Source organism: Lacticaseibacillus camelliae DSM 22697 = JCM 13995 (assembly GCF_001436615.1).
GTDB lineage: Bacteria > Bacillota > Bacilli > Lactobacillales > Lactobacillaceae > Lacticaseibacillus > Lacticaseibacillus camelliae.
Genome location: NZ_AYZJ01000003.1, coordinates 14,147 through 39,021, shown reverse-complemented (window position 1 = coordinate 39,021; position 24,875 = coordinate 14,147). Strand labels below are relative to the sequence as shown.

29 protein-coding genes are annotated in these 24,875 nt (G+C 58.2%); 20 read left to right on the top strand and 9 right to left on the bottom strand.

Annotation, left to right across the window (positions count from 1 at the left end; all coding sequences use genetic code 11):
- Window positions 1-61 precede the first annotated feature (61 nt).
- The 7 genes from FC75_RS00725 to FC75_RS00700 form a co-directional block, all read right to left on the bottom strand.
- Window positions 62-838 carry a gamma-glutamyl-gamma-aminobutyrate hydrolase family protein gene (locus tag FC75_RS00725; RefSeq protein WP_054665201.1) on the bottom strand — a complete coding sequence of 259 codons (777 nt, stop codon included), beginning with the start codon at window positions 836-838 and terminating at the stop codon, window positions 62-64.
- A gap of 4 nt (window positions 839-842) precedes the next feature.
- Window positions 843-1,604 carry a gamma-glutamyl-gamma-aminobutyrate hydrolase family protein gene (locus tag FC75_RS00720; RefSeq protein WP_054665204.1) on the bottom strand — a complete coding sequence of 254 codons (762 nt, stop codon included), beginning with the start codon at window positions 1,602-1,604 and terminating at the stop codon, window positions 843-845.
- A gap of 260 nt (window positions 1,605-1,864) precedes the next feature.
- Entirely contained in the window at window positions 1,865-2,059 is a 195-nt protein-coding gene (locus FC75_RS12580; protein ID WP_156403550.1) for a hypothetical protein, read from the bottom strand.
- A gap of 6 nt (window positions 2,060-2,065) precedes the next feature.
- Entirely contained in the window at window positions 2,066-2,287 is a 222-nt protein-coding gene (locus FC75_RS00715) for a hypothetical protein (RefSeq protein WP_054665208.1), read from the bottom strand.
- A gap of 121 nt (window positions 2,288-2,408) precedes the next feature.
- Window positions 2,409-3,788, bottom strand: coding sequence for a PTS sugar transporter subunit IIC (locus FC75_RS00710; RefSeq protein ID WP_056988769.1), 1,380 nt, complete (start codon window positions 3,786-3,788; stop codon window positions 2,409-2,411).
- Between the two features lie 335 nt (window positions 3,789-4,123).
- Window positions 4,124-4,861, bottom strand: coding sequence for a MurR/RpiR family transcriptional regulator (locus FC75_RS00705; protein WP_056988767.1), 738 nt, complete (start codon window positions 4,859-4,861; stop codon window positions 4,124-4,126).
- Between the two features lie 57 nt (window positions 4,862-4,918).
- Window positions 4,919-6,733, bottom strand: coding sequence for an FAD/NAD(P)-binding protein (locus FC75_RS00700; protein ID WP_056988765.1), 1,815 nt, complete (start codon window positions 6,731-6,733; stop codon window positions 4,919-4,921).
- Window positions 6,734-6,882: 149 nt separating this feature from the next.
- Here FC75_RS00700 and FC75_RS00695 point away from each other — a divergent pair, with 149 nt between their 5' ends.
- Window positions 6,883-8,235, top strand: coding sequence for an FAD-dependent oxidoreductase (locus FC75_RS00695; protein WP_054665214.1), 1,353 nt, complete (start codon window positions 6,883-6,885; stop codon window positions 8,233-8,235).
- A gap of 18 nt (window positions 8,236-8,253) precedes the next feature.
- Window positions 8,254-8,877: an LVIS_2131 family protein gene (locus tag FC75_RS00690; RefSeq protein WP_056988763.1), complete on the top strand. Its 624-nt coding sequence runs from the start codon at window positions 8,254-8,256 to the stop codon at window positions 8,875-8,877.
- 57 nt (window positions 8,878-8,934) lie between these two features.
- On the opposite strand, the gene FC75_RS00685 is transcribed toward FC75_RS00690, so the two are convergent.
- Complete coding sequence (locus FC75_RS00685) at window positions 8,935-9,141, bottom strand: LBP_cg2779 family protein (protein ID WP_054665217.1); 207 nt, start codon at window positions 9,139-9,141, stop codon at window positions 8,935-8,937.
- A gap of 155 nt (window positions 9,142-9,296) precedes the next feature.
- Between FC75_RS00685 and FC75_RS00680 the strand changes: the two genes are divergently transcribed.
- The 6 genes from FC75_RS00680 (at window position 9,297) to FC75_RS00655 (ending at window position 12,689) form a co-directional block, all read left to right on the top strand.
- On the top strand, window positions 9,297-9,602 hold the full coding sequence (locus FC75_RS00680) for a hypothetical protein (protein WP_054665220.1): 306 nt from the start codon (window positions 9,297-9,299) through the stop codon (window positions 9,600-9,602).
- Between the two features lie 137 nt (window positions 9,603-9,739).
- Window positions 9,740-10,855, top strand: coding sequence for a lactate oxidase (locus FC75_RS00675; RefSeq protein WP_056988761.1), 1,116 nt, complete (start codon window positions 9,740-9,742; stop codon window positions 10,853-10,855).
- A gap of 482 nt (window positions 10,856-11,337) precedes the next feature.
- A complete protein-coding gene (locus tag FC75_RS00670) occupies window positions 11,338-11,808 on the top strand; it encodes a flavodoxin domain-containing protein (protein ID WP_054665224.1) in 471 nt (156 codons plus the stop codon).
- A 6-nt stretch (window positions 11,809-11,814) separates the two neighbouring features.
- Complete coding sequence (locus FC75_RS00665; protein WP_054665227.1) at window positions 11,815-12,048, top strand: hypothetical protein; 234 nt, start codon at window positions 11,815-11,817, stop codon at window positions 12,046-12,048.
- Complete coding sequence (locus FC75_RS00660; RefSeq protein ID WP_054665230.1) at window positions 12,048-12,227, top strand: hypothetical protein; 180 nt, start codon at window positions 12,048-12,050, stop codon at window positions 12,225-12,227. Before FC75_RS00665 ends, FC75_RS00660 begins: the two co-directional genes overlap by 1 nt.
- A gap of 57 nt (window positions 12,228-12,284) precedes the next feature.
- Window positions 12,285-12,689: a pyridoxamine 5'-phosphate oxidase family protein gene (locus tag FC75_RS00655; RefSeq protein ID WP_054665233.1), complete on the top strand. Its 405-nt coding sequence runs from the start codon at window positions 12,285-12,287 to the stop codon at window positions 12,687-12,689.
- Window positions 12,690-12,754: 65 nt separating this feature from the next.
- Here FC75_RS00655 and FC75_RS00650 read toward each other — a convergent pair whose 3' ends face one another.
- Window positions 12,755-13,429, bottom strand: a complete 675-nt coding sequence (locus tag FC75_RS00650) for a type 1 glutamine amidotransferase (protein ID WP_054665236.1) — start codon at window positions 13,427-13,429, stop codon at window positions 12,755-12,757.
- Window positions 13,430-13,660: 231 nt separating this feature from the next.
- Here FC75_RS00650 and rsmG point away from each other — a divergent pair, with 231 nt between their 5' ends.
- The 12 genes from rsmG (at window position 13,661) to greA (ending at window position 24,865) form a co-directional block, all read left to right on the top strand.
- Window positions 13,661-14,389, top strand: a complete 729-nt coding sequence (rsmG, locus tag FC75_RS00645; protein ID WP_056988760.1) for a 16S rRNA (guanine(527)-N(7))-methyltransferase RsmG — start codon at window positions 13,661-13,663, stop codon at window positions 14,387-14,389.
- 3 nt (window positions 14,390-14,392) lie between these two features.
- Entirely contained in the window at window positions 14,393-15,262 is an 870-nt protein-coding gene (gene noc, locus FC75_RS00640; protein WP_056988758.1) for a nucleoid occlusion protein, read from the top strand.
- Window positions 15,263-15,271: 9 nt separating this feature from the next.
- The gene (locus FC75_RS00635) at window positions 15,272-16,042 is read left to right on the top strand and encodes a ParA family protein (RefSeq protein ID WP_054665319.1); all 771 of its coding nucleotides are present in this window, start codon (window positions 15,272-15,274) and stop codon (window positions 16,040-16,042) included.
- On the top strand, window positions 16,032-16,898 hold the full coding sequence (locus tag FC75_RS00630) for a ParB/RepB/Spo0J family partition protein (RefSeq protein WP_054665324.1): 867 nt from the start codon (window positions 16,032-16,034) through the stop codon (window positions 16,896-16,898). Before FC75_RS00635 ends, FC75_RS00630 begins: the two co-directional genes overlap by 11 nt.
- 39 nt (window positions 16,899-16,937) lie before the next feature.
- Window positions 16,938-17,135 carry a DUF951 domain-containing protein gene (locus FC75_RS00625; RefSeq protein ID WP_054665328.1) on the top strand — a complete coding sequence of 66 codons (198 nt, stop codon included), beginning with the start codon at window positions 16,938-16,940 and terminating at the stop codon, window positions 17,133-17,135.
- 4 nt (window positions 17,136-17,139) lie between these two features.
- Complete coding sequence (ychF, locus tag FC75_RS00620) at window positions 17,140-18,240, top strand: redox-regulated ATPase YchF (RefSeq protein WP_056988756.1); 1,101 nt, start codon at window positions 17,140-17,142, stop codon at window positions 18,238-18,240.
- Between the two features lie 11 nt (window positions 18,241-18,251).
- Window positions 18,252-18,941 (top strand): DUF1129 domain-containing protein, encoded by a 690-nt coding sequence (locus tag FC75_RS00615; protein ID WP_054665331.1) that lies wholly within the window; start codon window positions 18,252-18,254, stop codon window positions 18,939-18,941.
- A 232-nt stretch (window positions 18,942-19,173) separates the two neighbouring features.
- On the top strand, window positions 19,174-20,661 hold the full coding sequence (gene guaB, locus FC75_RS00610) for an IMP dehydrogenase (protein WP_054665343.1): 1,488 nt from the start codon (window positions 19,174-19,176) through the stop codon (window positions 20,659-20,661).
- 538 nt (window positions 20,662-21,199) lie between these two features.
- On the top strand, window positions 21,200-21,886 hold the full coding sequence (gene croR, locus FC75_RS00605) for a response regulator transcription factor CroR (protein WP_054665334.1): 687 nt from the start codon (window positions 21,200-21,202) through the stop codon (window positions 21,884-21,886).
- Window positions 21,887-21,888: 2 nt separating this feature from the next.
- Window positions 21,889-23,061 (top strand): sensor histidine kinase, encoded by a 1,173-nt coding sequence (locus FC75_RS00600; protein ID WP_054665338.1) that lies wholly within the window; start codon window positions 21,889-21,891, stop codon window positions 23,059-23,061.
- 11 nt (window positions 23,062-23,072) lie between these two features.
- Entirely contained in the window at window positions 23,073-24,368 is a 1,296-nt protein-coding gene (locus FC75_RS00595; protein ID WP_056988754.1) for a D-alanyl-D-alanine carboxypeptidase family protein, read from the top strand.
- A 35-nt stretch (window positions 24,369-24,403) separates the two neighbouring features.
- Window positions 24,404-24,865, top strand: coding sequence for a transcription elongation factor GreA (gene greA / locus FC75_RS00590; protein ID WP_054665341.1), 462 nt, complete (start codon window positions 24,404-24,406; stop codon window positions 24,863-24,865).
- Window positions 24,866-24,875 lie beyond the last annotated feature (10 nt).

Here is a 24,875-nt window from a genome sequence, read left to right as displayed (position 1 = left end):
CCGGTAAGAATCGAGGTGAAGCCTCAATTCTCGCCGGAACTAATCTTAGATTGTTTTGCGGCTATTTTGCTTCGCCGGCTGCCAGGGTCGATATCCCTTGGCGGTGCGAGGCGGCGCGTTCAATGAAGTCAGCGTAGATTTTCAGTTGCGAAGGCGCGTCCTGCCACAAGTTCTCCGGGTGCCACTGAATGCCGAGAATGAGGTCATTATCCTCGCTTTCAAACGCCTCAATGGTGCCGTCGTAGGCTTTGGCGGCCAGGCGCAGGCCGGCGCCTAACGTGCGGCTGGCCTGGTGGTGGCGCGAGTTGACATAGGCGGTGTCGCCAAGCAGCTTGGCTAGGCGGGTCTGCGGGACGATGGCGACGTGGTGGGTCGGGTACTCGCCGGAGGTGGCCTGCAGGTGGCGTAGGGCGTCGGCTTTTTCCGTCTCCAGGTCCTGGTACAAGGTGCCGCCAAACGCGACGTTTAGAATGTGGCTGCCGCGGCAGAGGCCAAACATCGGCTTGCCGGCCGCATAAGTCGCCTTGATCAGCTCCAGTTCGAAGGCGTCCAGCAAGGGATTAGCCGCTTGAAGCTGAGGGCGCGGCTGCTCACCGTAGCGCGTGGGGTCGACGTCTGGACCACCGGGCAGGATCAACCCGTCAAACAGCGGCAGGTAGGCTTGAATCACCTCGGGGATCAGGCGCGCATTGGTCGGGTACGGGATGGTGATCGGCAGCCCGCCGGCTTCCAGGATCGTATCCTTGAACATGGTAGGGGAAATATCGACGGTGTTGGGCACGGTGAAGACGCTGGGGTCGTGAATCACATCGGCCACTAAGGCAATCACGGGGCGCATGAGGTCACTTCCTTTGATGAGTTTTTGAAAAGGCGCTGGCCCGGGCGACCAGGTCGGTGAATAACCGGCCCTGAGCCGGTTGACTGGCGGTCAGGTTTTCCGGGTGCCACTGGACGCCAAGGAGTTGGTCGCCGGTTTGAGACTCGATGCCTTCGATCACGCCGTCTGGCGCCTCGGCCGACACGCGCAGACTGGCCCCGACATGGTGCACCGCCTGGTGGTGGCGCGAGTTGACGTACCCGGTCGGGCCAATCAGGCTCGCCAGCCGAGACCCTTCAGCCATGCGCACGTGGTGGGTCGGGTACTGACCCGGTGCCGCCTGGGCGTGCCTCAGGTGAGCCTGCGGGTCGTCGGTGCCGAGGTCCTGGTACAAGTCGCCGCCGCACGCCACGTTCAGCAGTTGCATGCCGCGGCAGATCGCAAACACCGGGAGACCTTCCTGAATCGCTGCCTGGGTCAGTGCCAGCTCGAAGCGATCCTCGGGCAAGATGACACTGCCGAGCTTTAGCTCCGGTTCCTGGCCGTACAGCGTGGGATCAAGATCGGGCCCGCCAGGTAAAAATAACCCCGAGATTGCGGCCACGTCGGCTTGGACCAGCGCATCGATCTGGTCCCCTCGAGCGGGAAACGGCAAAATCAAAGGGACGCCGCCAGCATCGATGACGGCCTCTTTGATGGCTTGGGGCACGATGCTGGCGCTTTGGGTGTTGATGTAGGGACTGACACCGGCCAGCTGGTCGGTGGGAATGCCAATATACTGTTGCATACGCTCGCCTCCTGATTTAAGCGTAGCGAATTACGGCGGCGTTTTGCCAGCAGGAACACTTTTCGGAGTCGTGTCAGATTAAGCGGCGGCGATGAGGCTGGTTACGTTGGGGCCTTCATTCTCCGGGTGAGGTGACCCCGGCTGGGAGTCGTTTTCGCTGGCCCGTTTAAAGTGGGGTTCGTAATGGCCGGTGAGCCGCCGTATTATACATAAAAAGCGGCCTCGCACAACATGTGCAAGGCCGCAATTGGCACAACAAGTTATTTACTATCGCTGGAAGACTTGGTGCGCCGGTGACGGCGTGTTATCAGCACGACCCCGAGCACCACTAAAGCGATACCGAGCGTCAGGAGACCAGGATCCAGGTTCTGGGTCCCGGGGCCTTGCGGGCTGATCATGATGACGTAAAACCCGATGGCCATTGATAACATGCCGGAACTGTAATGTTCCTTCATGCCTAGTTAGGCGACGCCGACGGTGAACAGAATCGCGGAAGCCCAGCTTTGCTTCTTGATTTCTGCTTTGGCGGTTTTGGCCGCCGCATCCAAGTCGGTGGCAGTGGTGCTGAATGTGGCACGCATGCCCTGCTTGCTATTCAGCTTGAAGGTGACGCCATCTTCATCGTAAGCTTCCAAAACGGCGATCATCTTATCCAGATACAGTGCAGAACTAACAACAACCATGTTATCTGACTCCTTCATGTTCGATTTATTAGAGGACTACCAGCGAAGAAACCGGTTGCGGCAGTCACTAGTGTTAATAATAAGCCACTGGTTGGGTAAAGACAACCAGTGGCTCATACGGTTAAGCGGCAGTGCCGCCGTCGTCAGGCGCGTCCGTTTGAACTCGGCTGGATGCCATAACAAATGGGACCCAGATGAAGAACGCAATGACCATGTTGACAAGGGCCAGTACCGCGGCTCGCCAGTCGAACCCGGTCGCCATCAAGGCGTTCAGGATTGGTGGGGTGATCCAAGGAACCGCGATCTTGACTGGGCCAACCCAGCCAGCAGCAGTGACGAAGTAAGCAATGGCAGTGTTCAGAACTGGTGCCATGATGAACGGGATGAAGTAGATCGCGTTCAAAACGATTGGCAGCCCGAACATGACTGGTTCGTTAATGTTGAAGAGGCCAGGGGCAAAAGCAAGTTTTGCGACGGCTTTTTCATCAGCACGCTTCGAGAACAGCAGGATGGCGATCAGCAGGACGATGGTACCACCTGAACCGCCGAACCAAACATAGGCGTCGAAGGAACCACGCACCCACTTGTAAGGCAGTGGTTCGCCGTGCTGGAAGGCCTGGATGTTGGCAATCTGAGAAGTGCCCCAGATGGATTCCAGAATTGGTGCCAGCACGTTCGGGCCATGAATCCCGAAGAACCAGAAGACCTGAACCAGCAAGGAAACCAGCAGCACCATACCGGCGCCTTGGCCCGCGTGAAGCAGTGGGGCCTGGATGGTGGCAGACAGCCAGTCACCGAAGGCCTGCCCGGTGAAGGTCTGGAACAGGTAGGTGATAATGGCAATGACATACAGGGCCGCGATCCCTGGGATCAGGGTCGTGAAGGCCTTGGAAACGGCCGGCGGCACGGTGTCGGGCATCTTGATGGAGATATCTTTCTTCATCAGCCAGATGTAGACAACGGTGGCAATCGCGCCGAAGATCATGGCCGTGAATAGACTCGCAGAGCCCAAGTTGGCGGTGCCAAATGCGTTAGGTACGGTGATACTCCCATTGGCGTAAGAACCGCCGGCATCGGTGATCACCTTAGCAGCAGACTTGCTCAGCTTGCCGGTGAGGGCCAGGCTGGCGCTGCTGTTGATACCCATGAAGAAGGCGGAAAGTGAAATCAGTGTCCCGGCGACCCCGTCGACCTGGTACGCTTCAGCGAGGTGATAGCCCCACATTGCGGAGAAGAAGACGGCGAAGATGGTCAAAGACCCAACGGATACGGTGTTGTCGATCATGATGATCGGCTGCACGGCATTGACGAAACTTGTCCAACCCCACTGTGCAGGGTAGGTGGAAAGCAGCGCGTTCAGCAGGGTTGCTAGAGAGCCGGCCATGGTGATCGGCAGTGTCGCGATGAATGAATCACGCAGCGCGACCAGCCAGGGAATTGACCCGATTTTAGCAGCCACTGGGACGACGTACTTTTCCAGCAGGTTCATAATGGCTTGCATAGAAATTCCTCCCAAAAAGTGTTTACCCCCGCGCACGGGTGATGCACTGGCATGGAGAATGTGAACGATAGATGCTGACTTGGCCAGTGCGCTAAACTCTTGCGCGAAAAACAGTTCCGGGCAGCGCTCTCATTTTATGTTGTCCAGCACGTCTGCCGGGCAGATGAAGGCGCAGCGCGGGAAACAGCGACGGACAAAAATCCGCCGAGTGGTTAACCACATTTTTAGTGTAACCGTTTGCAGACGAGATTGAAAGAATTTGACCCCACTAAAAAACAAATAACTAAAATAAAACAGATTGAGTGCTTCAACTTGCTTTTTTAGGTGGCAATGCGTTAACGAGGCTGCTTGAGCCGGTGGGCGACCAGCTCAAGCAGGTAAATGATCGGGATTTGCGTGGTCAGGTTCAGGCCGCCACGCGTCAGTTCCGGCAGGTAGTAGGTGATCACAAGGTCGGCCAGGTGGGCTAGCGTCGAGTCTGCGTGGTCGGTCAGTGCAATGACGTAAACGCCCGCCTGCTGTGCGCGGGTGGCCATGTCGATCACCGGCTGCGACTCGCCCGACACTGACAAGGCGACCATCACAGTGTTTTGCAGGACCGCAGTTTGTTCCGGGAAGGGGTAGTCCGGATCGGTCAGCGCCAGCGAAAAGGTCCCGGTGTTGGACCAAAAGCGGGCGCCGTACTCAGCCAAGGCCGCGCCGGTACCGATGCCGCAAAGCAGGACCAGCGGCGCCTGCTCAAGCTTTGCTACTGCCTGGTCCACCAGCTTGCTGAATTCGGGCGTCGTCACCGTTTCAAAAAACTCCGCCAAGGGTGCCGACAAGTCCTGGTCGGACAGCGGGGTGGGCTCGCTGAGAGCCGCGCGGTTACGCTTTAAGGCGTACTTGAGCTCAGAGTAGCCTTCGTAACCCATTTTGTTGGCGAAGCGCAGGATCGTGGTCGTGCTGACATGCGCCTTTTCGGCCAGCTCGCGGATCGTCATGGTCTCAACTTCCGCCTGGTGCTGATTTATGTAAGTGTAAACGGACGACTCTAGGCCGTTCAGGGTGCGCAATTTGGCATACGGGAACAAGACAGCCCCTCCTTTTGATGATGGCTCAATTCTACCATAATCGCCGGGCAGGTTCGGTCACTTCAGGAGCTGGCGGGCAATGCGGTTGGCGAGGCGCAGGTTGATGTCATTGACGTACGGGCGCGGGCTTGCCGTGGTCAGCCAGTTGACGCCTTCTGTGGGCACGCCCCAGAAAAACAGCTTGCCCTGAGGCCGATGCTGGCTGTTCAGCAGTTGTGCCGTGTCCCGATCGACCAGCACCGCTCCAGACTGGAAGCGGCGGTCGCCGGCCAGCTCGAGGTCCATGAGCGTCGCCACGTCGTCATGCAGCAGCTGGGTGAGCAGCGGGTCCTTGGCGGCCTTGGCGTTTGCCGCCGGCACGCGGGCCTCGATCAGGGCGGTGCCGGCCGCCTGGAAGTCGGTGTCGGCCTTGGAGCCCACGATGAAGTATGCGCCTTGCGTGCGGATCGTCATTTGCCGCGGCAGAAACGAGATGATCCCGGCACGGCTCAGCGCCAGCAGCTGCTTGATCCGCAGTGCCGGCGGGCCGATCGACAGGAAGTCATTGGTGCCGTTGAACCAGCGCAGAAAAAAGTCCAGGTACTCGTCGTCGGTGAGCAGGCCGCGCGAAACCACTTGCCGGATGGGGTCGCGCAAGTCGCGCAGCACCTCTAAGGCAGCGGTCAACGGGCCGGTTTTGCTGCCGCGCTCGGCGGCCTTGGCATCCGCAGCGAGGTAATCTTGAATGACGGTTTGCAGGTCGCCCTCCGGCACAGCGGTCAGGGCGTCCCAGTTGAGACGTTCTGAAGCAGGCAATTGCAGCGCTGCGACAGCTTTCTCTGGTTGCTGCAGGTAGTCGCTTTGAAAGCCGGTCAGGTCGATGCCCGGGTGGCGCTCCGCCAGCAGCAGGGAGTAGTACACAAAGCCGACCTCGCGCTGCAGGGCCTGCCAGAACTGCCTGCCGGTAACGCCGCCGCTTTGCTGCCAGGCGGCCAGCTGCGGCGTCGTCAAGAAGCGAGCCGGCCAGAGCTCACCCGGGGCTTTTTCGTTACGGGCCTTTGCGTGGTACGGCAGGCCACGCCGCGAGCCCGCCAGCAAATGAGGCTCGCGCCCGCTGGCGTGGTACACGAGTTCGCTGCTCGCGGTTTTTGTGAAAAAGCCCCCGCGGCCTTCCGTCAGGCGGCTGACAAAGTCAAAAAAGCTCAGCCCCAGCCCGCGCAGGATCACGACATCTTGATGGTTGATGGAAGACAGCTCGCCCTCCGCTGGGAACCCAGGCGGTAGGTAGAAGCGGTGGTGCGCCTGGGCAAATTGCTGCAACTTCGCCTGCTCGCGGGTGAGGCTGTTTTCAAGCGTGCCAAGGGCCATGACCACGCCGTCATATTTCTCAGTACTGGTGGCGGCGGTCACGGTGTACGGCGCGCCAGGCGCGACCTGCGCCACACTTTCCTGCCGAAAGGTGAGGGTCATGGTGGCCGGAAGGTGCTGCTTTAGCTGGTCGTAAAACCAGGCCAGGTAGTAGCCGTACAGGCCGCGTGGTGGATAATCGTTCGGGCCCAGGCCCTTGGCTGCCTGGGCAAAGGCTGGCGCGTTTGGGCCGCCAGTGCGCGCAATGTACGCTTCGGCCTCGCGCTTGGCCCACTGGGCTAGATCCGGGCCAGAATTGACCGGCCCGGGATCTTCAACGGTCCGGTCGTAAAACAGCGTGATGTGTTGGGCGGCGGTGTTCATGATCAGATGAGGGTCTTGGTCGCGGCGCCACACGCGCCCGCCAATTGGAAAGGGGTCATACAGGGTGACGTTCAGCGGGCCTTGGCTGCCTTGCTGCCACGCGCTGAGTCGCTCGAGCACGAGCAGGCCGCGCGGACCGGCGCCAATCAGGGCAATTTTCATGCGGTTCACCTCCGACGGTTCGGGATTCAGGGCCTTTTCATCAATTGTAGCGTGAATCTTACGAAAACTGATAGTGCGCCGCCTTTTGCTTTCGATTCAATCGTGTAATAATGAAAGGTAATGAAACTTGGCAAGGAGGGAATGCCGTCATGAGGATTGCCATTGTGGGTTGCACGCATGCTGGAACGGCCGCCGTCACGCAAATCGCCGCCGCCCATCCAGAGGCCACGGTCGATGTGTACGAGCGTCGCAGCGATATTTCGTTTCTGTCTTGCGGGATCGCACTGTACCTGGAAGGCACCGTGACGGCTCCCGAGCAGTTGTTTTATGCGAGCAAGGAAAGTCTGGAAGCGCTGGGGCCAAACATTCACATCCACTTGCAGCACGACGTCTTGAGCGTAGACAGAAAGAGGCACACCTTGGCGATCCAGGACATGGTGGACCACCACAAGTTCACGGCCAGCTACGACAAGCTGATCGTGTCGACGGGCAGTTATCCGGTGATCCCGCCGATTCAGGGGGTCAGCGTGCCGCGCGTGCTGATGTGCAAGAATTACGATGACGCCCTGGCCATCAAGCAAACCGCTGAAGGCGCCGACCGCATCGCCATCATCGGCGGCGGCTACATCGGCGTTGAGTTGGCCGAGGCGTACAGCCGGACCGGCCATGACATCTTGTTCATCAACGGGGTGCATCACCTGCTCAGCCATTACGTCGACGCGCCGCTGGCTAAAGAGGTCGAGGCGGAGCTTGCCGCCCATGGCGTCGATTCCCACCTGCAAGAAGTCGCGCTGAAGTTTGATAGCGATGACCAGCACGTGTACATCACCACCGACAAGGGTGAGTGGCAGGCGGATCTCGCCGTCGTGTGTGTCGGTTTTCAGCCGATGACGGAGCTGGTTGATGGCCAGGTCAAAATGAACGCCGACGGGTCGATTCACGTCAATGACTACATGCAGACATCTTCACCGGACATCTATGCGGCAGGCGACACCGTGGCGGTGCATTACAATCCCACGCACAAGGACGCCTACGCGCCGCTGGCCACCAATGCGGTGCGTCAGGGCAAGCTCGCCGGGATCAATGTCTTTGGTAATAAGACTCGGTACATGGGCACGCAGGCGACCTCGGCGCTGCGGCTGTACGACAAGACGCTGGCCTGCACCGGACTGACGCTGTCGCGGGCGCAGAAAGCCGGGTTTGACGCCGCGGCCGTCGACCTCGTGGATAATTACCGGCCGGAGTTCATGCCGACCACCGCGCGGGTGTCCCTGAGACTGGTGTACGACCGCAGCAATCGCCGGATCCTCGGCGGCCAGCTGTTTTCGCAGTACGACATCGCCCAGTCAGCCAACCTGCTGTCAGTGATGATTCAAAACCGCAACACGATCGACGACCTGGCGTACGTGGATATGCTGTTCAACCCGTACTACGACCGGCCTTGGAACTACCTGAACCTGCTTGGGCAAAAGGCGGTTGAACAGGCAGACGCAACGCACTAACGGCTTGGAGGGACAATTATGTCGAATTGGATCGGGATCATTGCTTGGGTGCTGCTGGCAGCATACCTGGGCTTTATCATCTGGAACATCCGCTCGCGTCACTTGAAAATGGTGGTGAAGGGTCAAAAACCGGGCCCGACCTGGCTGGTCGACCTGCTCGAAGTCGTCATTTTGGCGGCGGCCACCTATGGCATGGCGTGGGTCTCTTGGCTGCGCCCAATCGATTACGCGGACAGTCGGGTCGTTTCCGTGCGTTACGCCTACCAGCCGCTGATCCTGCAAACCGGGGCGACTCGGTCATACTACGTGACGGTGGCGTCTGGCAACGGCAAGCAGCCCGTGCAGCACTACACGTACTGGACCGCTGGGGCGAAGAACCAGACCAACAGCCACGACGCCGACATTTCACTGGGCAGCGATCCGCTCACCATGAAGGCCAGCATGTACCCGTGGCACCACAAGCAGCTGGTCAAGCTGGATACCACAACGGAGAAGGCGTACGTGGCGACGATGACGGCGCACTTCAAGCCGACCTTCCTCAACGCCTTGGGGATGCACGTGGGCCACTTGGCCGAGCGGTTTGATTTGATCCGCATTCCCAACGACACGTTAATGAAAATTGAGCCGAAACAAGCCGATTGACGTCAAAACGAGCCGCTCATCCATCAGGATGGGCGGCTCGTTTCGGTTTCATCAGATTTATTTGCCAGTCGGTTTGTGTTCCATGTAGTCGCGGAGGCTGGCCACAACGCTTGCTTCCGGCTGCTCACGCATCGCCTTGATGTTGTGGATGTGCTCCACCGACACGTGGCTGTTCAATGCCATTTCCGTATCCGTGAGGTCATTCTTGCGCTGGAACTCAATGATCTCGCGTGCAAAAGCGCTCAGTTGGTCTTTTTCATTCACTAGTGTGAACCTCCTTGATTCATGTTCTACGTCTAGTATACCGAATTTCAGGCAAAATGCGCAGCGAAGTTGTTTTGGTTGCAAAAACGAACGGGTGTTTGTATAATAAAAGTAAGGGAATCTGTCGGAGTTGCCTGCGAAAGGAGCTGGTATTCATGGATCGTCTTGCTTATCTGAACACGTTGGCCGAAGCCCAGCCCACGCCGATGCGCGTGCGAAGCTTCGAGAACAAGAACGTGATTATTCACCGCAACTTGGCCAACCACCAAGGCCTGACGACCGAGGTCTGGAACGCCTGGCTGCAAAAGGTGCTGCTGCGCTTTTCGGGTTTTGAACCAGTCATTGAGGTCGACCGGTTCGGCAACGACCCCGACATTCGCTTCTTCCGCGAAAGTGAGCTGCAGGATGCGATCCACTTCATCCTGACCGGCAGCAAGGCCCCGGAGGCCGCAGTAGAATAATTAACTAAGTATACGAAACCAGGCTTTGGGCCTGGTTTTTTATTTACTTGCAAAAAGTTAGCCATTTACTCTTTACTTGTAAAATGTAAGTGATATGATGAACCTCGTAATCAATTAACGCATTGGAGGCAATCATCATGACATTAACAAATGGGTACGAACAAAGCGATCGCGAACAGAAGCTGAATATCGTCAACCTGCCAAGTCTTGAGGCAGAGGCGAAGAAAATCATTCCGACTGGCGGCTTCGGCTACATCGCCGGCGGTTCTGAGGATGACTGGACCCTGCGGCAGAACACGGCGGCCTTTGGTCACCTGCAGATCGTTCCTAAGGCCTTGTCGAACATCGAGCAGCCTAGCTTGGCCACTCACGTTTTTGGCCTGGATCTAAAGACGCCGATCATGATGGCACCGACCGCGGCGCAGGGCTTAGCCCACAGCCAAGGCGAAAAGGACACCGCGCGCGGCGTGGCGGCCGTTGGTGGCCTGATGGCGCAAAGCACGTATTCTTCCACTTCGATTGCTGATACTGCGGCAGCCGGCAACGGGGCACCGCAGTTCTTCCAGCTGTATATGAGCAAGGACTGGACCTTCAACGAAAGCCTGCTGGACGAAGCCGTCAAGGCCGGTGTCAAGGCGATTCTTCTGACTGTTGACGCAACGGTTGATGGCTATCGCGAAGCCGACATCGTCAACAACTTCCAGTTCCCAATCCCGATGGCGAACTTGACCAAGTTCTCCGAAGGCGATGGCAAGGGGAAGGGCATCGGCGAGATTTATGCCAGTGCTGCCCAGAAGATTTCCGAAGACGATGTGCGTCGCATTGCGGATTACACGCATCTGCCGGTCATCGTTAAGGGCATTCAGTCCCCTGAAGACGCACTGCGAGCCATCGGTGCAGGCGCTGCCGGCATCTATGTCTCCAACCACGGCGGCCGTCAGCTGAACGGTGGCCCGGCCTCGATCGATGTTTTGCCGGCCATTGCCAAGGCAGTCAACCACCAGGTGCCGATCATCTTCGACTCCGGCGTTCGCCGCGGCAGCCACGTCTTCAAGGCGCTGGCGGCTGGCGCGGACCTGGTTGCCATGGGGCGGCCTGTCATTTACGGCCTGGCTCTGGGTGGTGCGCAAGGCGTGCAGTCCGTTTTCGAGGAGCTCAACCATGAGCTTGAGATCACCATGCAGCTGGCCGGCACCAAGACCATTGAGGACGTGAAGCACGCGCCGCTGACTCACTTTAACTACGCAGAATAAGTTTAGATGAAAGGCCGCTGGGGTACTCGGCGGCTTTTTGCGTAGTTGCGCTCAGGTCGGCAACGGGTGAGCATCTAGCTACGCCACACGCCCCGCCGCCAGAGTGCAGCGGCGAAGCGTATGTCTAGGCTAGCTGTCACCCTAAGTTCGCCGACCTTCGCAGCCTGCAGTAGTTGCGCTCAGCCGAGCAACGCCCGAGCAGCTAGCTACGCTCAGTGACAGGCACCGCTGCGCGGCACCCGTCCCTGAGCTAGGCTATCTGTCGGACTAAAATCGCTCGGCTTCGCAGCCTGCTGTAGTTGCGCTCAGGTCGGCAACGGGTGAGCATCTAGCTACGCCACACGCCTCGCCGCCAAAGTGCAGCGGCGAAGCGTTACGCTAGGCTAGCTGTCACCCTAAGTTCGCCGACCTTCGCAGCCTGCAGCCTGAAAGCTTTTCCATCCCCCGGCCGACAGGGTATACTGGAAGCAGAGGTGAGCGGGATGAGGATTTTGATTTTGTACGAATCAGTGACGGGTAACGCCAAGGGCATGGCGCGGATCTTGCAGCTGTTCTTTGAACGCGAGGGCGCCACGGTCACCGTGGGCCAGATGCAGCAAACCGACGCCGCGGTGATGGCCAATTACGACGCCGTGATCATTTCCACCTACACGTGGCTGGGCGGCATCGTACCGCCGCCAGTCAATGATTTTTACGAAGACATTCCGCAGGTGGATCTGAGCAAGCCGGTTGTCGTCGGTGTGGCCGGCACTGGCGATCCCTGGTACGGTAAGGATTACAATACGGCACCCGACCTCTTTGACGCCGCGTTTGAAAAAGCCGGCGCCGTGGTTGGCGCGGAGCCGGTCAAGATCGAGCAGGGCGCGGAAAAATCTGACATGCCGGCGTTTGCGGCTTTTGTGAAAGCCATTATCGCGAAGGTCAAGGACGTGCAGGGACACGCAAAGGAGTGACACAACATGGCGGAAGAAACCATCTTCTTCAATCCAGGCGATGCCATCGCCAGCGACTACGATTTTCAGGCGGCACGGCGATCGGCCGAGATTTTTAAGGTCGATCACGCCTCGACCAAGGGCCTGATCGTGGCCAAGGACGGCAAGGGCCGCTTCGATGTGTTTTACGAAGGCACCAACTCAGATCCGAACGCCGGCAAGGAGAAGCCGACCCAGTACACGATCTTGGCGCGGCTGTGATGCGGCGCAGATTGTGGCTGTCGCTTGGCTTGGTGGTCGTCTTGGTGCTGGGGGCTGCCCTCGAATGGTGGCTGCTGCGGCCGCTGGAGCCGAATCCGTTTTTGGTCGGACTGGTGGGCCTGCTCATGGGCGGCGCGTTAGCACTGCTCGTCAGTCTTTGGTGGCCCAGGCGCCATTAATGCCGCAGTGTGGTATACTGATTTGGTAATAAAAAGTAAGCGAAAGGATCTGATTTCATGGCAACATTGACACAAGAAATGAAGGACATGATCGGCTCACAACTCAACTTTTTAGCCACGGCGGATGAAAATGGGAATCCGCAAGTCGGCCCGAAAGGCACCATGCGGGTCTTTGACGATCACCATCTGATCTACAACGAGGAAACCGGCCGGCATGCTTGGCACAACCTGCAGCAGAATGGCAAGGCTGCAGTGGCCTCGGTCGACCGCAGCAAGCTCAAGGGGTTCCGGTTTGAAGGAACGGTTGAGATCCACAAGGATGACCAGATTTTTGACGACGCACAGGCCTTTGCCCAGAGCAAGCACCTGCCGGCAGCGATTGCCGCAGTCGTGATCAAGGTCGATCGCATCATCAAGCTTGATGCGGGCCCCAATGCCGGCACCGTGATCGAAGAAGACTAGCTGAAGGCACAACAAAGCACCCCGGTAAGCGATTTGGCTTGCCGGGGTGCTTTTGCGCTGCGGAGTTACGCGGTCGGCTGGGCGACGCGCGCCTCGTGGGCCTGCACGATCAGTTTGGTGATGGCCTTGGCGATGTTTTCGTTGCGCAGGATCGGACCGTGCGCGTAGCTGCCGAAGGTGTTCTTGTAGCGCATGCCTTCCACGCCGTCGTCGGGGTTGTTGCCGTAGCCCTGGATCATTTTGCCCAGCGGGTGCAGCTTGTTCTTGTCATCGAAGTAGGTCCGGCCGCTGTGGTTCTCAAACGCCTTGACCGTGCCGAACTCGGTTTCAAACTCGGTGTCGCCGATCATCCGCGCGTCTGCCTTGAACACGGTGTGCAGCGGCAGGATACCCAGGCCCTTGATGGTCGTGCCGTCGGCGGTCTTGTAGTAGGTGCCAAGCAGCTGGTAGCCGCCGCAAATCGCGAGCATGGGCTTGCCCGCCTCGATGTAGGCGGCCAGCGTGTCTTTGAAGCGCGGCAGGTCCTTGGCGACCACGGTTTGTTCGTAGTCCTGACCGCCACCGAAAAAGACGAAATCATAGTTAGCCGCGTTGAACGGCTTGCCCAGACTGACGTTGTCCACGATGACCGGATAGCCTTCAAGGCCCAGCCAGTAGCGCAGGATCTTGACGTCACCGCTGTCCCCGTAGGTGTTCATCAAGTCTTCATATAAGTACGCGATGCGAATTGGCTCTTTCATGGCGCGCTTCCTTTCGTTCTTACTTGCGCACAATTTTAGCACATGCGGTGGCAAAGCAAAAGCGGCCGCGCTGCGGCGAAAACGCGACCAGTCGCTGCGAGATGTGAGTTTCTTGGCCAGAGTCAGGTTGTGACTGGCGGTCGATTAAGTTAAACTAGAGGGTGTCGTGAAACCAGCAAAAAGTTTCACACTGCGCGGTTCAATCGCGCAGCCAACAAAGGAGGCAAACCGATGGATGAGGCGGAGTTTAGCGCTGCAGTGGCGGCCCTGGGAGTGACGCCCACGGCCGCGCAGCTGGCGAAGTTTGCGCGCTACTACCAGGACTTGGTGGCGGCCAACGAACATGTGAACCTAACGGCGATCACCGAGCAGTCCGCGGTTTACCTCAAGCACTTTTACGATTCGCTGACCTTACTGGAGGCCGTGCCGGCACTGAAAAGTGAACCCCTGACGCTGTGCGATGTCGGGGCCGGCGCCGGCTTTCCCTCGTTGCCGGTCAAGATCATGGCGCCGCAGCTGGACGTGACGATTGTTGATTCGTTGAACAAGCGTATTGCCTTTCTTGACGGCCTGGTCCAGGCGCTTGGCCTCAGCGGCGTGCACCTTTACCACGACCGTGCCGAGACCTTTGGCGGCAAGCGCAGCGCGCATCGCGAGGCGTACGACGTCGTGGTGGCCCGCGCCGTGGCGCCGCTGAACGTGCTGGCTGAGCTGTGCCTGCCCCTGGTGCGGCCAGGCGGTCAGTTTGTGGCGCTGAAGGGCAGTAAGGGCGAAGAAGAAATCAGCCATGCGAAAACGGCGTTCGGGGAGCTGGGGGGCCAGCTAAAGCAAGTGCAGACGCTCAGCCTGCCGGAAACCGGCGACCCGCGGACGCTGATCGTGGTGGATAAAATTAGCAAAACACCGGGCCGCTTTCCGCGCAAGCCGGGAACGCCCAGTAAGCAACCGTTAGGAGGTTAGCCTTTGGCACTCTTTTTTGGGAAGAAAAAACCGCAAAGTAACGAGACAGTGGTCCAAGAGCTGCCGCTGACGGCCATCGTGCCGAACCGGTTCCAGCCGCGGAAGGTGTTCAGCCCGGAAGCGATTCAGGAGCTGGCCGCCACCATTTCTGAGCACGGGCTGCTGCAGCCAATCGTGGTGCGTGAGTACAAGCCGGCTCACTATGAGATTATCGCCGGTGAACGCCGCTTCCGGGCCATGCAGTCGCTGCATTTTGAAAAAGCCCCGGCCATCGTTCAGAAGATGAGCGACGAGGAGTCGGCTGCCATGGCCTTGATCGAGAACCTGCAGCGTGAAGGCCTGTCCCCAATTGAGGAGGCCGAGGCCTACACCGACTTGATGAAGCTGAACGCGATGACGCAGCAGGACTTGGCCAAGCAGCTGGGTAAAAGCCAGTCGTTTGTTGCCAACAAACTGCGGCTTTTAAAGCTGTCCGACTCGGTCCAGGCGGCGATCATGAACGGCGAAATTTCGGAGCGTCACGGCCGCGAGCTGTTGAAGGTGGATGACTATCACCAGCAGCTGCTGCTGCACGAGATCTTGGCCAATCACCTGACTGTCAAGGAAACTGCGCAGCTGGTCGATGACACGCTGGGCGTCAAGGCGCCGGCGCCATCTTCGGTGGCCAAGCCGGTCGCCACTAAGTCCAAGGACAAGGCCAAAAAGCCACGCCGCCGTCGCACGCTTGTCACTAAAGATGCGCGCATGGCGGTCAACACACTGAAGCAGTCGGTGAAACTGATTCAAGACGCGGGGCTGGCCCCGCAGGTGAAGGAAGAGGAGACCGCTTCGGCTTACCGCTTCATCATCGAGATTCCAAAGGAAAAGAAGTAGGAGGGCAAGATGGCAGCACATGTGATTGCGGTCGCAAACCAAAAGGGCGGCGTGGGCAAAACCACGACGACGATCAACTTAGGTGCGTGCCTGGCCAGTGCCGGCAAGCGGGTCCTGATCGTCGACGCCGACGCCCAAGGCAACGCGACCTCCGGGGTCGGCGTTTCGAAGGCCGACGTCGCAAAGGACATCTACGACGTGTTGGTGTCGGAGGAGCCGATTCAGTCAGCCATCATGAAAACCAAGCACCAGAACCTGTCGATCGTGCCGGCCACGATTCAGCTGGCCGGCGCGGAAATCGAGCTGACCAACCAAATGGCGCGGGAAATGCGCCTGAAGCTGGGGCTCCAGCCGGTGCTTGACCAGTACGATTACGTGCTGGTCGACTGCCCGCCGTCTTTGGGTCAGCTGTCGATCAACGCGTTCACTGCGGCGAACTCGATTTTGATCCCGGTTCAAAGTGAGTACTACGCGCTGGAAGGTTTGAGTCAGTTGCTCAACACCGTCCGGCTGGTGCAAAAGCACTTCAACCCGACGCTGAGCATCGAAGGCGTTTTGCTCACCATGTACGACGCCCGGACCAATCTGGGTGCCCAGGTCATCGCGGAGGTGCGCAAGTACTTCGGCGATAAGGTGTACGATGTGGTAATTCCGCGCATCACGCGGCTGGCCGAGGCGCCAAGCTACGGGCTGCCGATCATCGATTACGACCCGAAGAGCAAGGGCGCAGAAGTGTACGAAGCTTTGACCAAGGAGGTGCTAGCGGCCCATGGCGAATAAAAACAGCAAGGGCTTAGGGCGAGGCATCGATGCCATTTTCAAGGACTTCGAAAGTCCCGACCTGACGGTAAACAATGTGGACGAACTGCCCCTCAAGGACATTCGGCCCAATCCTTACCAGCCGCGCAAGTCGTTTGACCAGGCGGCGCTGAATGAGCTCGCAGATTCCATCAAGCAAACCGGGGTCTTCCAACCCATCATTGTGCGACAAAGTGTGTCCGGTTATGAGATCATCACGGGCGAACGGCGCTTCCGGGCGTCTAAGCTCGCAGGCAAGAAAACCATTCCGGCGATCATCCGCACGTTTGATGATCCGGAGATGATGGAGATCGCGGTGCTCGAAAACTTGCAGCGTGAAGACCTGACCCCGCTTGATGAGGCGCAGGCGTATGATACACTGATCAAGAAATTAAACCTGACGCAGGCGGAAGTCTCAAAGCGGCTGGGCAAGAGCCGGCCGTACATCGCCAACTACCTGCGGCTATTGACCCTGCCGGATGCGGTCAAGAAACTGTTGAACGAAAAAAAGCTGTCGATGGGTCAGGCCCGGACGCTGCTGTCTCTGAAGGACAAGAAGCGCCTGGTGCCCCTGGCCAAACGGACGGTGCAGGATAATTTGACGGTGCGTCAGCTCGAACGCCTGATCAATCAGCTGAACGAGGGCGCTAAGCCGAGTAAGAAGGTTGCCCCCAAGTCGCCGTTCCTGCGCGAAAGCGAGCACCAGCTGCAGGATAAGTTCGGCACGAAGGTCAACATTGCCCAAAGCAAGCAGGGCAAGGGTAAAATTGAGATCGATTTTGAGACGCAGGACGACCTTAGCCGCCTGCTGGATTTGTTCAACGTCGATCTGGATTAACTGCGCGCGAACTAGACAGCCGTTAAAGGAGGCATCAGGATGTACGAATTGCACGATCGCGTGCTGATGAAGAAGCCGCACGCATGCGGCACCAACGACTGGGAAATCATTCGCGTCGGCATGGACATCAAAATCAAATGCACAGGCTGCGGCCACATTGTAATGATGAGCCGCCACGATTTTGATCATAAAATGAAGAAGATCCTGGTAAAAGCAGACAAAAAGGAAAGTGAGTAACGTAATGGCACTAACAGCAGGTATCGTCGGCTTGCCCAACGTCGGGAAGTCCACATTGTTTAACGCGATCACCAAGGCAGGCGCCGAAATGGCGAACTACCCGTTTGCCACAATTGACCCGAACGTCGGCATGGTCGAGGTGCCAGACAGTCGCCTGGCCCGCATCGACGAGCTGATCCCGGCCAAGAAGATCATCCACACGACGTTTGAGTTCACGGACATCGCCGGGATCGTCAAAGGCGCATCCAAGGGCGAAGGCCTGGGCAACAAGTTCCTGGAAAACATTCGGCAGGTGGACGCCATTGTTCACGTGGTCCGCGCGTTTGATGACGATGAGATCACCAGCGTCACCGGCAAGGTCGACCCGCTGGACGACATGGAGACCATCAACCTCGAGCTGGCCATCGCCGACTTGGATTCCGTCGACAAGCGCTACACCAAGGTTGAAAAAATCGCCAAAAGCGGCGACAAGGAAGGCAAGGCCGAGTTCGCCGTGCTGCAAAGGATCAAGCCGGTGCTCGAAGCCGGCAAGCCGGTCCGGTCTTTGACCTTTAACGAGGATGAGCAAAAGATCGTCCACGGCCTGTTCCTGCTCACCGATAAGCCGGTCCTGTACGTGGCGAACATCGCCGAGGCCGACATGGCCGATCCGGACGCGTCGCCTTACGTTCAGCAAATCAAGGCGGAGGCCGCCAAGGAGAACGCGGAAGTAATCGCCGTGTCCGCCCGCACCGAAGAGGAAATCGCCGAGCTGGACGACTCGGACAAGGCCGATTTTCTGGAGGCCGAAGGGGTCTCCGAATCTGGGCTGGACAAGCTGATCAAGGCCAGCTATCATTTGCTGGGCCTGGCGACCTTCTTCACCGCCGGCGGGCCGGAAACGCGTGCCTGGACCTTTAAGAAGGGGATGAAGGCCCCGCAAGTCGCCGGGATCATTCACTCCGACTTCGAGCGTGGGTTCATTCGCGCCGAGACGATGAGTTTCGCCGATTTGGACAAGTACGGGTCTGTCCAGGCGGTCAAGGAAGCCGGCCGCTACCGTTCTGAAGGCAAGGAATATGAAGTGCAGGACGGGGACATCATCGAGTTCCGGTTCAACGTTTAGGGGGAACAATTGTGACGGAAAAACCAGTCAAAGAAGCCGAAGCAGTGGAGGAAGTCGTTGACGTCGACGCCTTGCTGGGCAAGCTGTCGAAGAAAAATGACGAGTACGTGTTCAAGCTGCGTCGGATCCTGACCGATCACCAGTGGTCGGAAGAACGCCAAAAGGCCGTGCTGCAGGAACTGCTGCCGGAGATCATCACGGCGCAGCACCAAGGTAAGCCGGCCACGCAGCTGTACGGGCCAGTCACGGAAAAGGCGAATAGCCTGATCCACCGGCCCAAGAAGCGTAAGAAAGTGCCATTTTGGCTGAACGGCCTGGATCTCACCTTCCTGTTTTCCAGCATGTTTGGTCTCGTTTACGGGGTGATGGGCTACTTTAACCGCAACAAGCCGCAAACCGCCAGTGGCAACGGCCTGATGTCGTTGCTGCTGATGGCGGCGGTCGCCGGGTTTGCCTTTGCCTACTACAACGAGTGGAGCACCAAGAAAAAGACCGATCGGCGCAAGACCTGGCAGGTCATGGTCATGATGGTGATGGTGATCCTGGTCGGGTCTTGGGCCGCCGGGGCGGTCGGCATGATCAAGTCGCCGATCACGTCACCGATGCAGTGGCCGGTCTACCTGGTCGTGGCCGTGGTCACCTACGGCATTCACTACCTGCTTAAGCGGCGCTACCACTTGCGGGGCCTGATGGCTCAGTAATCCGAACTTTTCTATTCGGCAAGCCGTTAAAATCCCGAATATAGCGAACAATTCATTTTCCTTTTGTCTGCTTGGCTCTGATCATTCGGAGCTAGCTCACTGAAAATGAGACAATTATCATTTACAAACCGCGTTGGGTCAGGGCTCAGCGCGGCTTTTTGCGTATCCATTGACGCTTCAGGGCCCTCAGTGCTATGCTGGTCAACAACAAAAAACGAAAGAGGGCTCTCACTTGAGTAATTGGGACACGAAGTTCGCGCGAAAAGGGTTCACGTTTGACGATGTGCTGTTGATCCCTGCAGAAAGTCACGTTTTGCCGCAAGATGTCGAGTTGAAAGTGCAGCTCGCACCAAACCTGAAGTTGAACATTCCAATCCTGTCCGCTGGCATGGACACGGTCACCACCTCTGCGATGGCCATCGCCATGGCGCGCCAGGGCGGCCTCGGCGTCATTCACAAGAACATGAGTATCGCTCAGCAGGCCGATGAGGTCCTGACCGTGAAGCGGTCCGAAAACGGCGTCATCATCAACCCGTTCTTCCTGACCGCCAATGACCCGGTTTCCGCAGCCAACGCGCTGATGAAAAAGTACCGGATCTCCGGCGTGCCGATTGTCGATTCCAAGGATTCCCGTAAGCTGACCGGCATCATCACCAACCGCGATCTGCGCTACGTCAAGGATCACAGCGTGGCGATTGGCTCAGTCATGACCAAGGAGGGCTTGGTCACTGCGCCGACTGGCACGTCCCTGCAAGAGGCTGAGGAAATTCTCCAGGCCCACAAGATCGAAAAGTTGCCCCTGGTTGACGAAGACGGCCGCCTGTCCGGCTTGATCACCATCAAGGACATCGAAAAGGTCGTTGAGTTCCCGGACGCCGCTAAGGATGCCCACGGTCGCCTGCTGGTTGCCGCTGCTGTCGGTGTTACCTCTGACACTTTCGAACGCGCACAGGCACTGCTGGATGCCGGTGCCGATGCCATCGTCATCGACACCGCGCATGGCCACTCCGCTGGGGTGCTGCGCAAGGTCAAGGAGATCCGCGCCCACTTCCCGGACGCGACCCTGATCGCCGGCAATGTGGCGACCGCTGAAGGTACCGCGGCCCTGTACGACGCCGGCGTTGACGTGGTCAAAGTCGGGATAGGCCCGGGGTCCATTTGCACGACGCGGATCGTTGCCGGTGTCGGCGTGCCGCAGTTGACGGCGGTTTACGATGCCGCGACTGAGGCCCGCAAGCGCGGTAAGGCCATCATTGCCGATGGCGGGATCAAGTACTCCGGCGACATTGTGAAGGCACTGGCCGCTGGCGGTACAGCCGTCATGCTGGGTTCCATGCTGGCGGGCACGGATGAGGCGCCTGGCGACATGGAAATCTACCAAGGCCGGCGGTTCAAGACTTATCGCGGCATGGGGTCGCTGGGTGCGATGGAGCAGGCCCACGGCAGCAAGGACCGCTACTTCCAAAGCGGCGTGAACGAAGCCAAGAAGCTGGTTCCGGAAGGCATCGAAGGTCGCGTCGCTTACAAGGGCAGCCTCGCCGACGTCATTTACCAAATGGACGGCGGACTGCGTTCAGGCATGGGTTACGTCGGCGCCAAGACCGTCACTGACCTACAGGACAACGCCCAGTTCATCCAGATCTCCGGCGCGGGCCTGCGTGAAAGCCACCCGCACGATGTTCAAATCACCAAAGAAGCACCTAATTACTCGGTCGAATAATTCAGTCAATCACTTTCGGCCCCGATGCAAGCAGTCTGCTTGCGTCGGGGCTTTTTGGTGACCACTTCCTTAAGAATTTTCAGCCCATTCCCAAAGGCTTAAGCAAGCTGGCAATCCTTTTGGTACAATGAAGGCGGACTGAGGACTTTTCTGCAAATGGGGGAGTCGGTCAGTCAATGCTTTTACTCGAGGTGAAAGTGCAGACCCTTCGCAGGCTTATTCCTAGTCGTCGGGCTAAAACCGCCCGCCTTCGCAGCCTTATCGTAGTTGCGCTCAGCGGGGCAACGCCCGAGCGCCTAGCTACGTCCAAGCCCTCGCCGGCAAAAAGCGGCGGCAATGTACCAGGCTAGGCTAGTCATCGGGCTAAAATCGCCCCGCTTCGCAGCCTTATCCTAGTTGCGCTCCGGGTCTGCAACGCCCGAGTGTCTAACTACGCCCGGTGCCTCGCCGCCCAAAAGCGGCGGCAATGCACCAGGCTAGGTTAGCCATCGGGCTAAGTGCGCAGACCCTTCGCAGCCTTTTATAAAGGAGCACTCTTATGAAAATTCTCATTGTAGATGACGACAAGGAAATCGTCGAACTGCTCAGTATTTACGTCAAAAATGAACATTACGAACCAATTGAAGCATACAGCGGCAAAGAGGCCATCACGAAATTGGCCACGAATCCCGACATTGCCCTCATGATCCTCGATATCATGATGCCGAACATGTCTGGCATTGACGTGGTCAAGCAGGTGCGCAAGGATTCGCAGATCCCGATTATTATTGTTTCCGCCAAGACGGGCGACATGGACAAAATTCAAGGCCTGATCACCGGCGCCGACGATTACGTCACCAAACCCTTCAACCCGCTGGAAGTCATGGCGCGGGTCAAGAGTCTGCTCCGCCGCTTCACGAACAACGTCACCAATACCGAGCCGGATAAGCTTGAAGTCGGGCCGCTCACCATCATGAAGGACAGCCACGAAGTCACCACGCTGACCGGTAAGCAGATCCAGCTGACCGCGCTTGAGTTTGGGATCTTGTACTTGCTGGCCAGCCACCCCAACCGCGTCTTTTCCGCCGACGAGATTTTCGAGCGCGTCTGGCAGCAGGAGTCGATTGTGTCGGCCAAAACCGTCATGGTCCACGTCTCACACCTGCGCGACAAGATCGAAGAGGCCACTGGCGGTGAAAAGGTGATCGAAACCGTCTGGGGTGTCGGCTACAAAGTCGAGGCCTAACCATGGCAGAAAAAGTCCGCCTGGCTGGCAAGGAGAAATCCGAGCTGTGGTTTGAAGGCGCCGTCACTGTTGTCCTGCTTTTGATGCTCAACTTTGCGCTGTTCGTGCTGCTTAAGGAGCTGGTGGATATCAGCCAGCAGCTGCAGGATTCGATTTGGAGTGTGAAAAACGTCCTGACCTTTGGCCAAGACAAGCAGCACCTGTGGTCATGGCGCAGCGTCTTCATGGGCGTCATGGCGATTGTTGATGTGATCGTCGTCTACTGGCGCCTGATCCGCCGCTACCGGCAGATCCAGATGCGCCACGTGATCCGCGAGCTGCATTACATCGCTGACGGCCACCTGGATCACCGCATCCAGTTCAAGGTCAACACCGACCTGCAAAAGGTGATCAACTCTATTAACGCGCTGGTCGATTCCACCGTTAACTCCATGCAAGAGGAGCGGCGGATCGAAAGCAGCAAGGATGAGCTGATCACCAACGTGTCCCACGACATTCGCACGCCGTTGACCTCGATCATTGGGTACCTCGGCCTGATTGAGGACAAGCAGTATAAAAACGATGAGGAGCTGGTCAAGTACACGCACACCGCGTACCTGAAGGCTAAGCAAATGAAAGTGCTGGTAGAGGACCTGTTTGAGTACACGAAGGTCCGCCAAACGACGACCCCGCTGAATCCGGTGAAGTTTGACATGATCGCGATGATGGAGCAGCTCGCCGCCAGCTTTGAGTTGGAGGGGCAAAAACACCACCTGCGCTTCGTCGTGTCTGGGCGGCCGAACCCGCTGATGATGGAAGCCGACACCGAAAAGCTTGGCCGCGTCTTCAATAATCTGATTGCTAACGCGTTGAAGTACGGCAAAGGCGCCCACCACATTTTTCTCAACGCCGAGGAAGTGGGCTCCGAGGTCGTCATCAAGGTGCAAAACGACGGCGAACAGATCCCCAACGATTCGCTGAGCAAGCTGTTTGATCGCTTTTACCGGGTCGAAGGCTCGCGCAACCAGGAAACCGGCGGGACCGGCCTGGGGCTGGCAATCGCCCAGAGCATTGTCACGCTGCATGGCGGCTACATTTACGCCGATTCGACGCCGACCATGACCAGCTTTGTCATTCACCTGCCGCGGACTTTGGGGCAAACCCTAAAGCCGGCGCAAAAAGTCAAAAATCAATGAGGAGTTTAACCATGAAAAAATTTTGGCGCGGCCTGATCGTTCTGGTCGCAAGTCTCTCCGTGTGGGCCGCTGCGGCCCCGACCAGCGTGGCGGCGGCCACCAACGTTGACGTCAACGCAAAAGCGGCGGTCGCGGTGGATGCCAAGTCCGGCCAGATCTTGTACCAGAAGAACGCGGATCAGCCGCTGCCGATCGCGTCGATGACCAAGATGATCTCGCTGTACCTGGTGCTGCAGGCGATCCATGACGGCAAGCTCAAGTGGACTGACACGATCTCACCGGACAACGCCATTTACACGCTGGCCAAGGACACGTCCCTGTCAGGGGTGCCGCTGGAGCCGGAGAATAAGTACACGATCAAGGAGCTTTACCAGGCTAGCGTGATCTATTCTGCCAACGATGCGATGATGCTGCTGGCCAACGCGGTTGCCGGCTCGCAGCCCAAGTTTGTCACCCAGATGGATGACCTGCTGAAGGGCTGGGGCATCAGCGACGCGAAAATCGTGAACGTGACTGGCCTAAACAATTCTGAGCTGAAAACTGACCGGGTCCCGGGCACGCCGGCGAACGCAGAAAATGAAATGTCGGCCAAAGACATGGCCATTGTCGCCAAGCACCTGCTGAACGACTACCCGGAGATCCTGGACACCACCAAGATCTCGAGCATGATGTTCCGCCGTGGCACCAGTGACCAGACCAAGATGGATAATTATGACTGGATGCTGCCAGGCCGCGTCTCTGCGCAAAAGGATCTGCCCGTTGATGGCCTGAAGACTGGCACCACGGATCTGGCCGGCAACTGCTTCACCGGCACGGCCAAAAAGAACGGCTACCGGCTCATTACGGTCGTTCTGAACGCCGGTGGGACCGCGGTCACTCGGCGCTTTGACCAAACCGCTAAACTCATGCGGGCGGTGTTTGCCGACTGGAAGCCGCTCACGGCCACGACTAAGAATCAGGCAGTCGCCGGCCACCAGGCGCTGAAGGTGGATAAGGGCAAGCAAAGCAGCGTGGCTTTGCGCGCGGCGGACACCGTTTCCGTGTTGGTGCCGACTAGCGCGACCACCAAAGACTTGAGGTACACCTACGTGCCGGCGAAGGGCATGGCCAAGCAGGCTGCCGCGCCGGTTAAAAAAGGCGCTACGGCTGGCGCGCTCACGGTCGATGCCAAGGGCGAGAAGCTGACGTACCTGGGCAATGCAGCCGGCAACCAGACCAAGCTGACCGCGGCCAAGACGGTCGAGAAGGCCGGGTTCTTCACGTTATTGTTTCGGGGCATTGGGGAATTTTTCGGTAATTTGTTTTAAATGACGCCAATCAACGTCTGTTGGGAGGCACTTTAATGGTTGAGTATCATAAAATTACAGAAGACGGGATGAAGACGCTGAAGGCGGAAAAAGTTCTGCTGGAGGCCGAGCGCCCGCACAAAATCAAGGCGTTGGCAGCGGCTCGCGCTTTGGGTGATCTGTCGGAAAACGCCGAGTACAGCACGGCGAAGTACGAGTTGCACCATTTGGAAGGCCGGCTGCGTTACCTGGACAAGGTGATCCGCTACGGCCAGGTCGTGTCCGAAGATCCTAAGCCCATCGCCGATCTGGGGAAAACCGTAACGGTCCGCTTCGATGACGACGAGGACGTCACGACCTTCCGGTTGGTCGGGCCGCACGAGGCCTCGATGAAGCCGGGCAACTTGGCCCTCAACTCGCCGCTGGGTCGCGCCTTAAACGGCCGCAAAGTGGGGGAAACGGTGACTGTCCAGGCGCCCAGCGGTGCTTACCAGGTCACTGTTGTCAAGCTCGCGTGAGCCTATGATA

What these genes read in the sequence shown, in the direction of transcription:
- FC75_RS00710 (WP_056988769.1), bottom strand. Translation starts at nt 3,788, where the DNA reads ATGCAAGCCATTATGAACCTGCTGGAAAAGTACGTCGTCCCAGTGGCT.
- rsmG (WP_056988760.1), top strand. Translation starts at nt 13,661, where the DNA reads ATGGATGAGGCGGAGTTTAGCGCTGCAGTGGCGGCCCTGGGAGTGACG.
- FC75_RS00630 (WP_054665324.1), top strand. Translation starts at nt 16,032, where the DNA reads ATGGCGAATAAAAACAGCAAGGGCTTAGGGCGAGGCATCGATGCCATT.
- FC75_RS00720 (WP_054665204.1), bottom strand. Translation starts at nt 1,604, where the DNA reads ATGCAACAGTATATTGGCATTCCCACCGACCAGCTGGCCGGTGTCAGT.
- FC75_RS00725 (WP_054665201.1), bottom strand. Translation starts at nt 838, where the DNA reads ATGCGCCCCGTGATTGCCTTAGTGGCCGATGTGATTCACGACCCCAGC.
- FC75_RS12580 (WP_156403550.1), bottom strand. Translation starts at nt 2,059, where the DNA reads ATGAAGGAACATTACAGTTCCGGCATGTTATCAATGGCCATCGGGTTT.
- FC75_RS00690 (WP_056988763.1), top strand. Translation starts at nt 8,254, where the DNA reads ATGTCGAATTGGATCGGGATCATTGCTTGGGTGCTGCTGGCAGCATAC.
- ychF (WP_056988756.1), top strand. Translation starts at nt 17,140, where the DNA reads ATGGCACTAACAGCAGGTATCGTCGGCTTGCCCAACGTCGGGAAGTCC.
- FC75_RS00665 (WP_054665227.1), top strand. Translation starts at nt 11,815, where the DNA reads ATGGCGGAAGAAACCATCTTCTTCAATCCAGGCGATGCCATCGCCAGC.
- FC75_RS00660 (WP_054665230.1), top strand. Translation starts at nt 12,048, where the DNA reads ATGCGGCGCAGATTGTGGCTGTCGCTTGGCTTGGTGGTCGTCTTGGTG.
- FC75_RS00595 (WP_056988754.1), top strand. Translation starts at nt 23,073, where the DNA reads ATGAAAAAATTTTGGCGCGGCCTGATCGTTCTGGTCGCAAGTCTCTCC.
- greA (WP_054665341.1), top strand. Translation starts at nt 24,404, where the DNA reads ATGGTTGAGTATCATAAAATTACAGAAGACGGGATGAAGACGCTGAAG.
- FC75_RS00635 (WP_054665319.1), top strand. Translation starts at nt 15,272, where the DNA reads ATGGCAGCACATGTGATTGCGGTCGCAAACCAAAAGGGCGGCGTGGGC.
- FC75_RS00600 (WP_054665338.1), top strand. Translation starts at nt 21,889, where the DNA reads ATGGCAGAAAAAGTCCGCCTGGCTGGCAAGGAGAAATCCGAGCTGTGG.
- croR (WP_054665334.1), top strand. Translation starts at nt 21,200, where the DNA reads ATGAAAATTCTCATTGTAGATGACGACAAGGAAATCGTCGAACTGCTC.
- FC75_RS00680 (WP_054665220.1), top strand. Translation starts at nt 9,297, where the DNA reads ATGGATCGTCTTGCTTATCTGAACACGTTGGCCGAAGCCCAGCCCACG.
- FC75_RS00650 (WP_054665236.1), bottom strand. Translation starts at nt 13,429, where the DNA reads ATGAAAGAGCCAATTCGCATCGCGTACTTATATGAAGACTTGATGAAC.
- FC75_RS00695 (WP_054665214.1), top strand. Translation starts at nt 6,883, where the DNA reads ATGAGGATTGCCATTGTGGGTTGCACGCATGCTGGAACGGCCGCCGTC.
- FC75_RS00675 (WP_056988761.1), top strand. Translation starts at nt 9,740, where the DNA reads ATGACATTAACAAATGGGTACGAACAAAGCGATCGCGAACAGAAGCTG.
- FC75_RS00655 (WP_054665233.1), top strand. Translation starts at nt 12,285, where the DNA reads ATGGCAACATTGACACAAGAAATGAAGGACATGATCGGCTCACAACTC.
- FC75_RS00625 (WP_054665328.1), top strand. Translation starts at nt 16,938, where the DNA reads ATGTACGAATTGCACGATCGCGTGCTGATGAAGAAGCCGCACGCATGC.
- FC75_RS00700 (WP_056988765.1), bottom strand. Translation starts at nt 6,733, where the DNA reads ATGAAAATTGCCCTGATTGGCGCCGGTCCGCGCGGCCTGCTCGTGCTC.
- FC75_RS00670 (WP_054665224.1), top strand. Translation starts at nt 11,338, where the DNA reads ATGAGGATTTTGATTTTGTACGAATCAGTGACGGGTAACGCCAAGGGC.
- FC75_RS00715 (WP_054665208.1), bottom strand. Translation starts at nt 2,287, where the DNA reads ATGGTTGTTGTTAGTTCTGCACTGTATCTGGATAAGATGATCGCCGTT.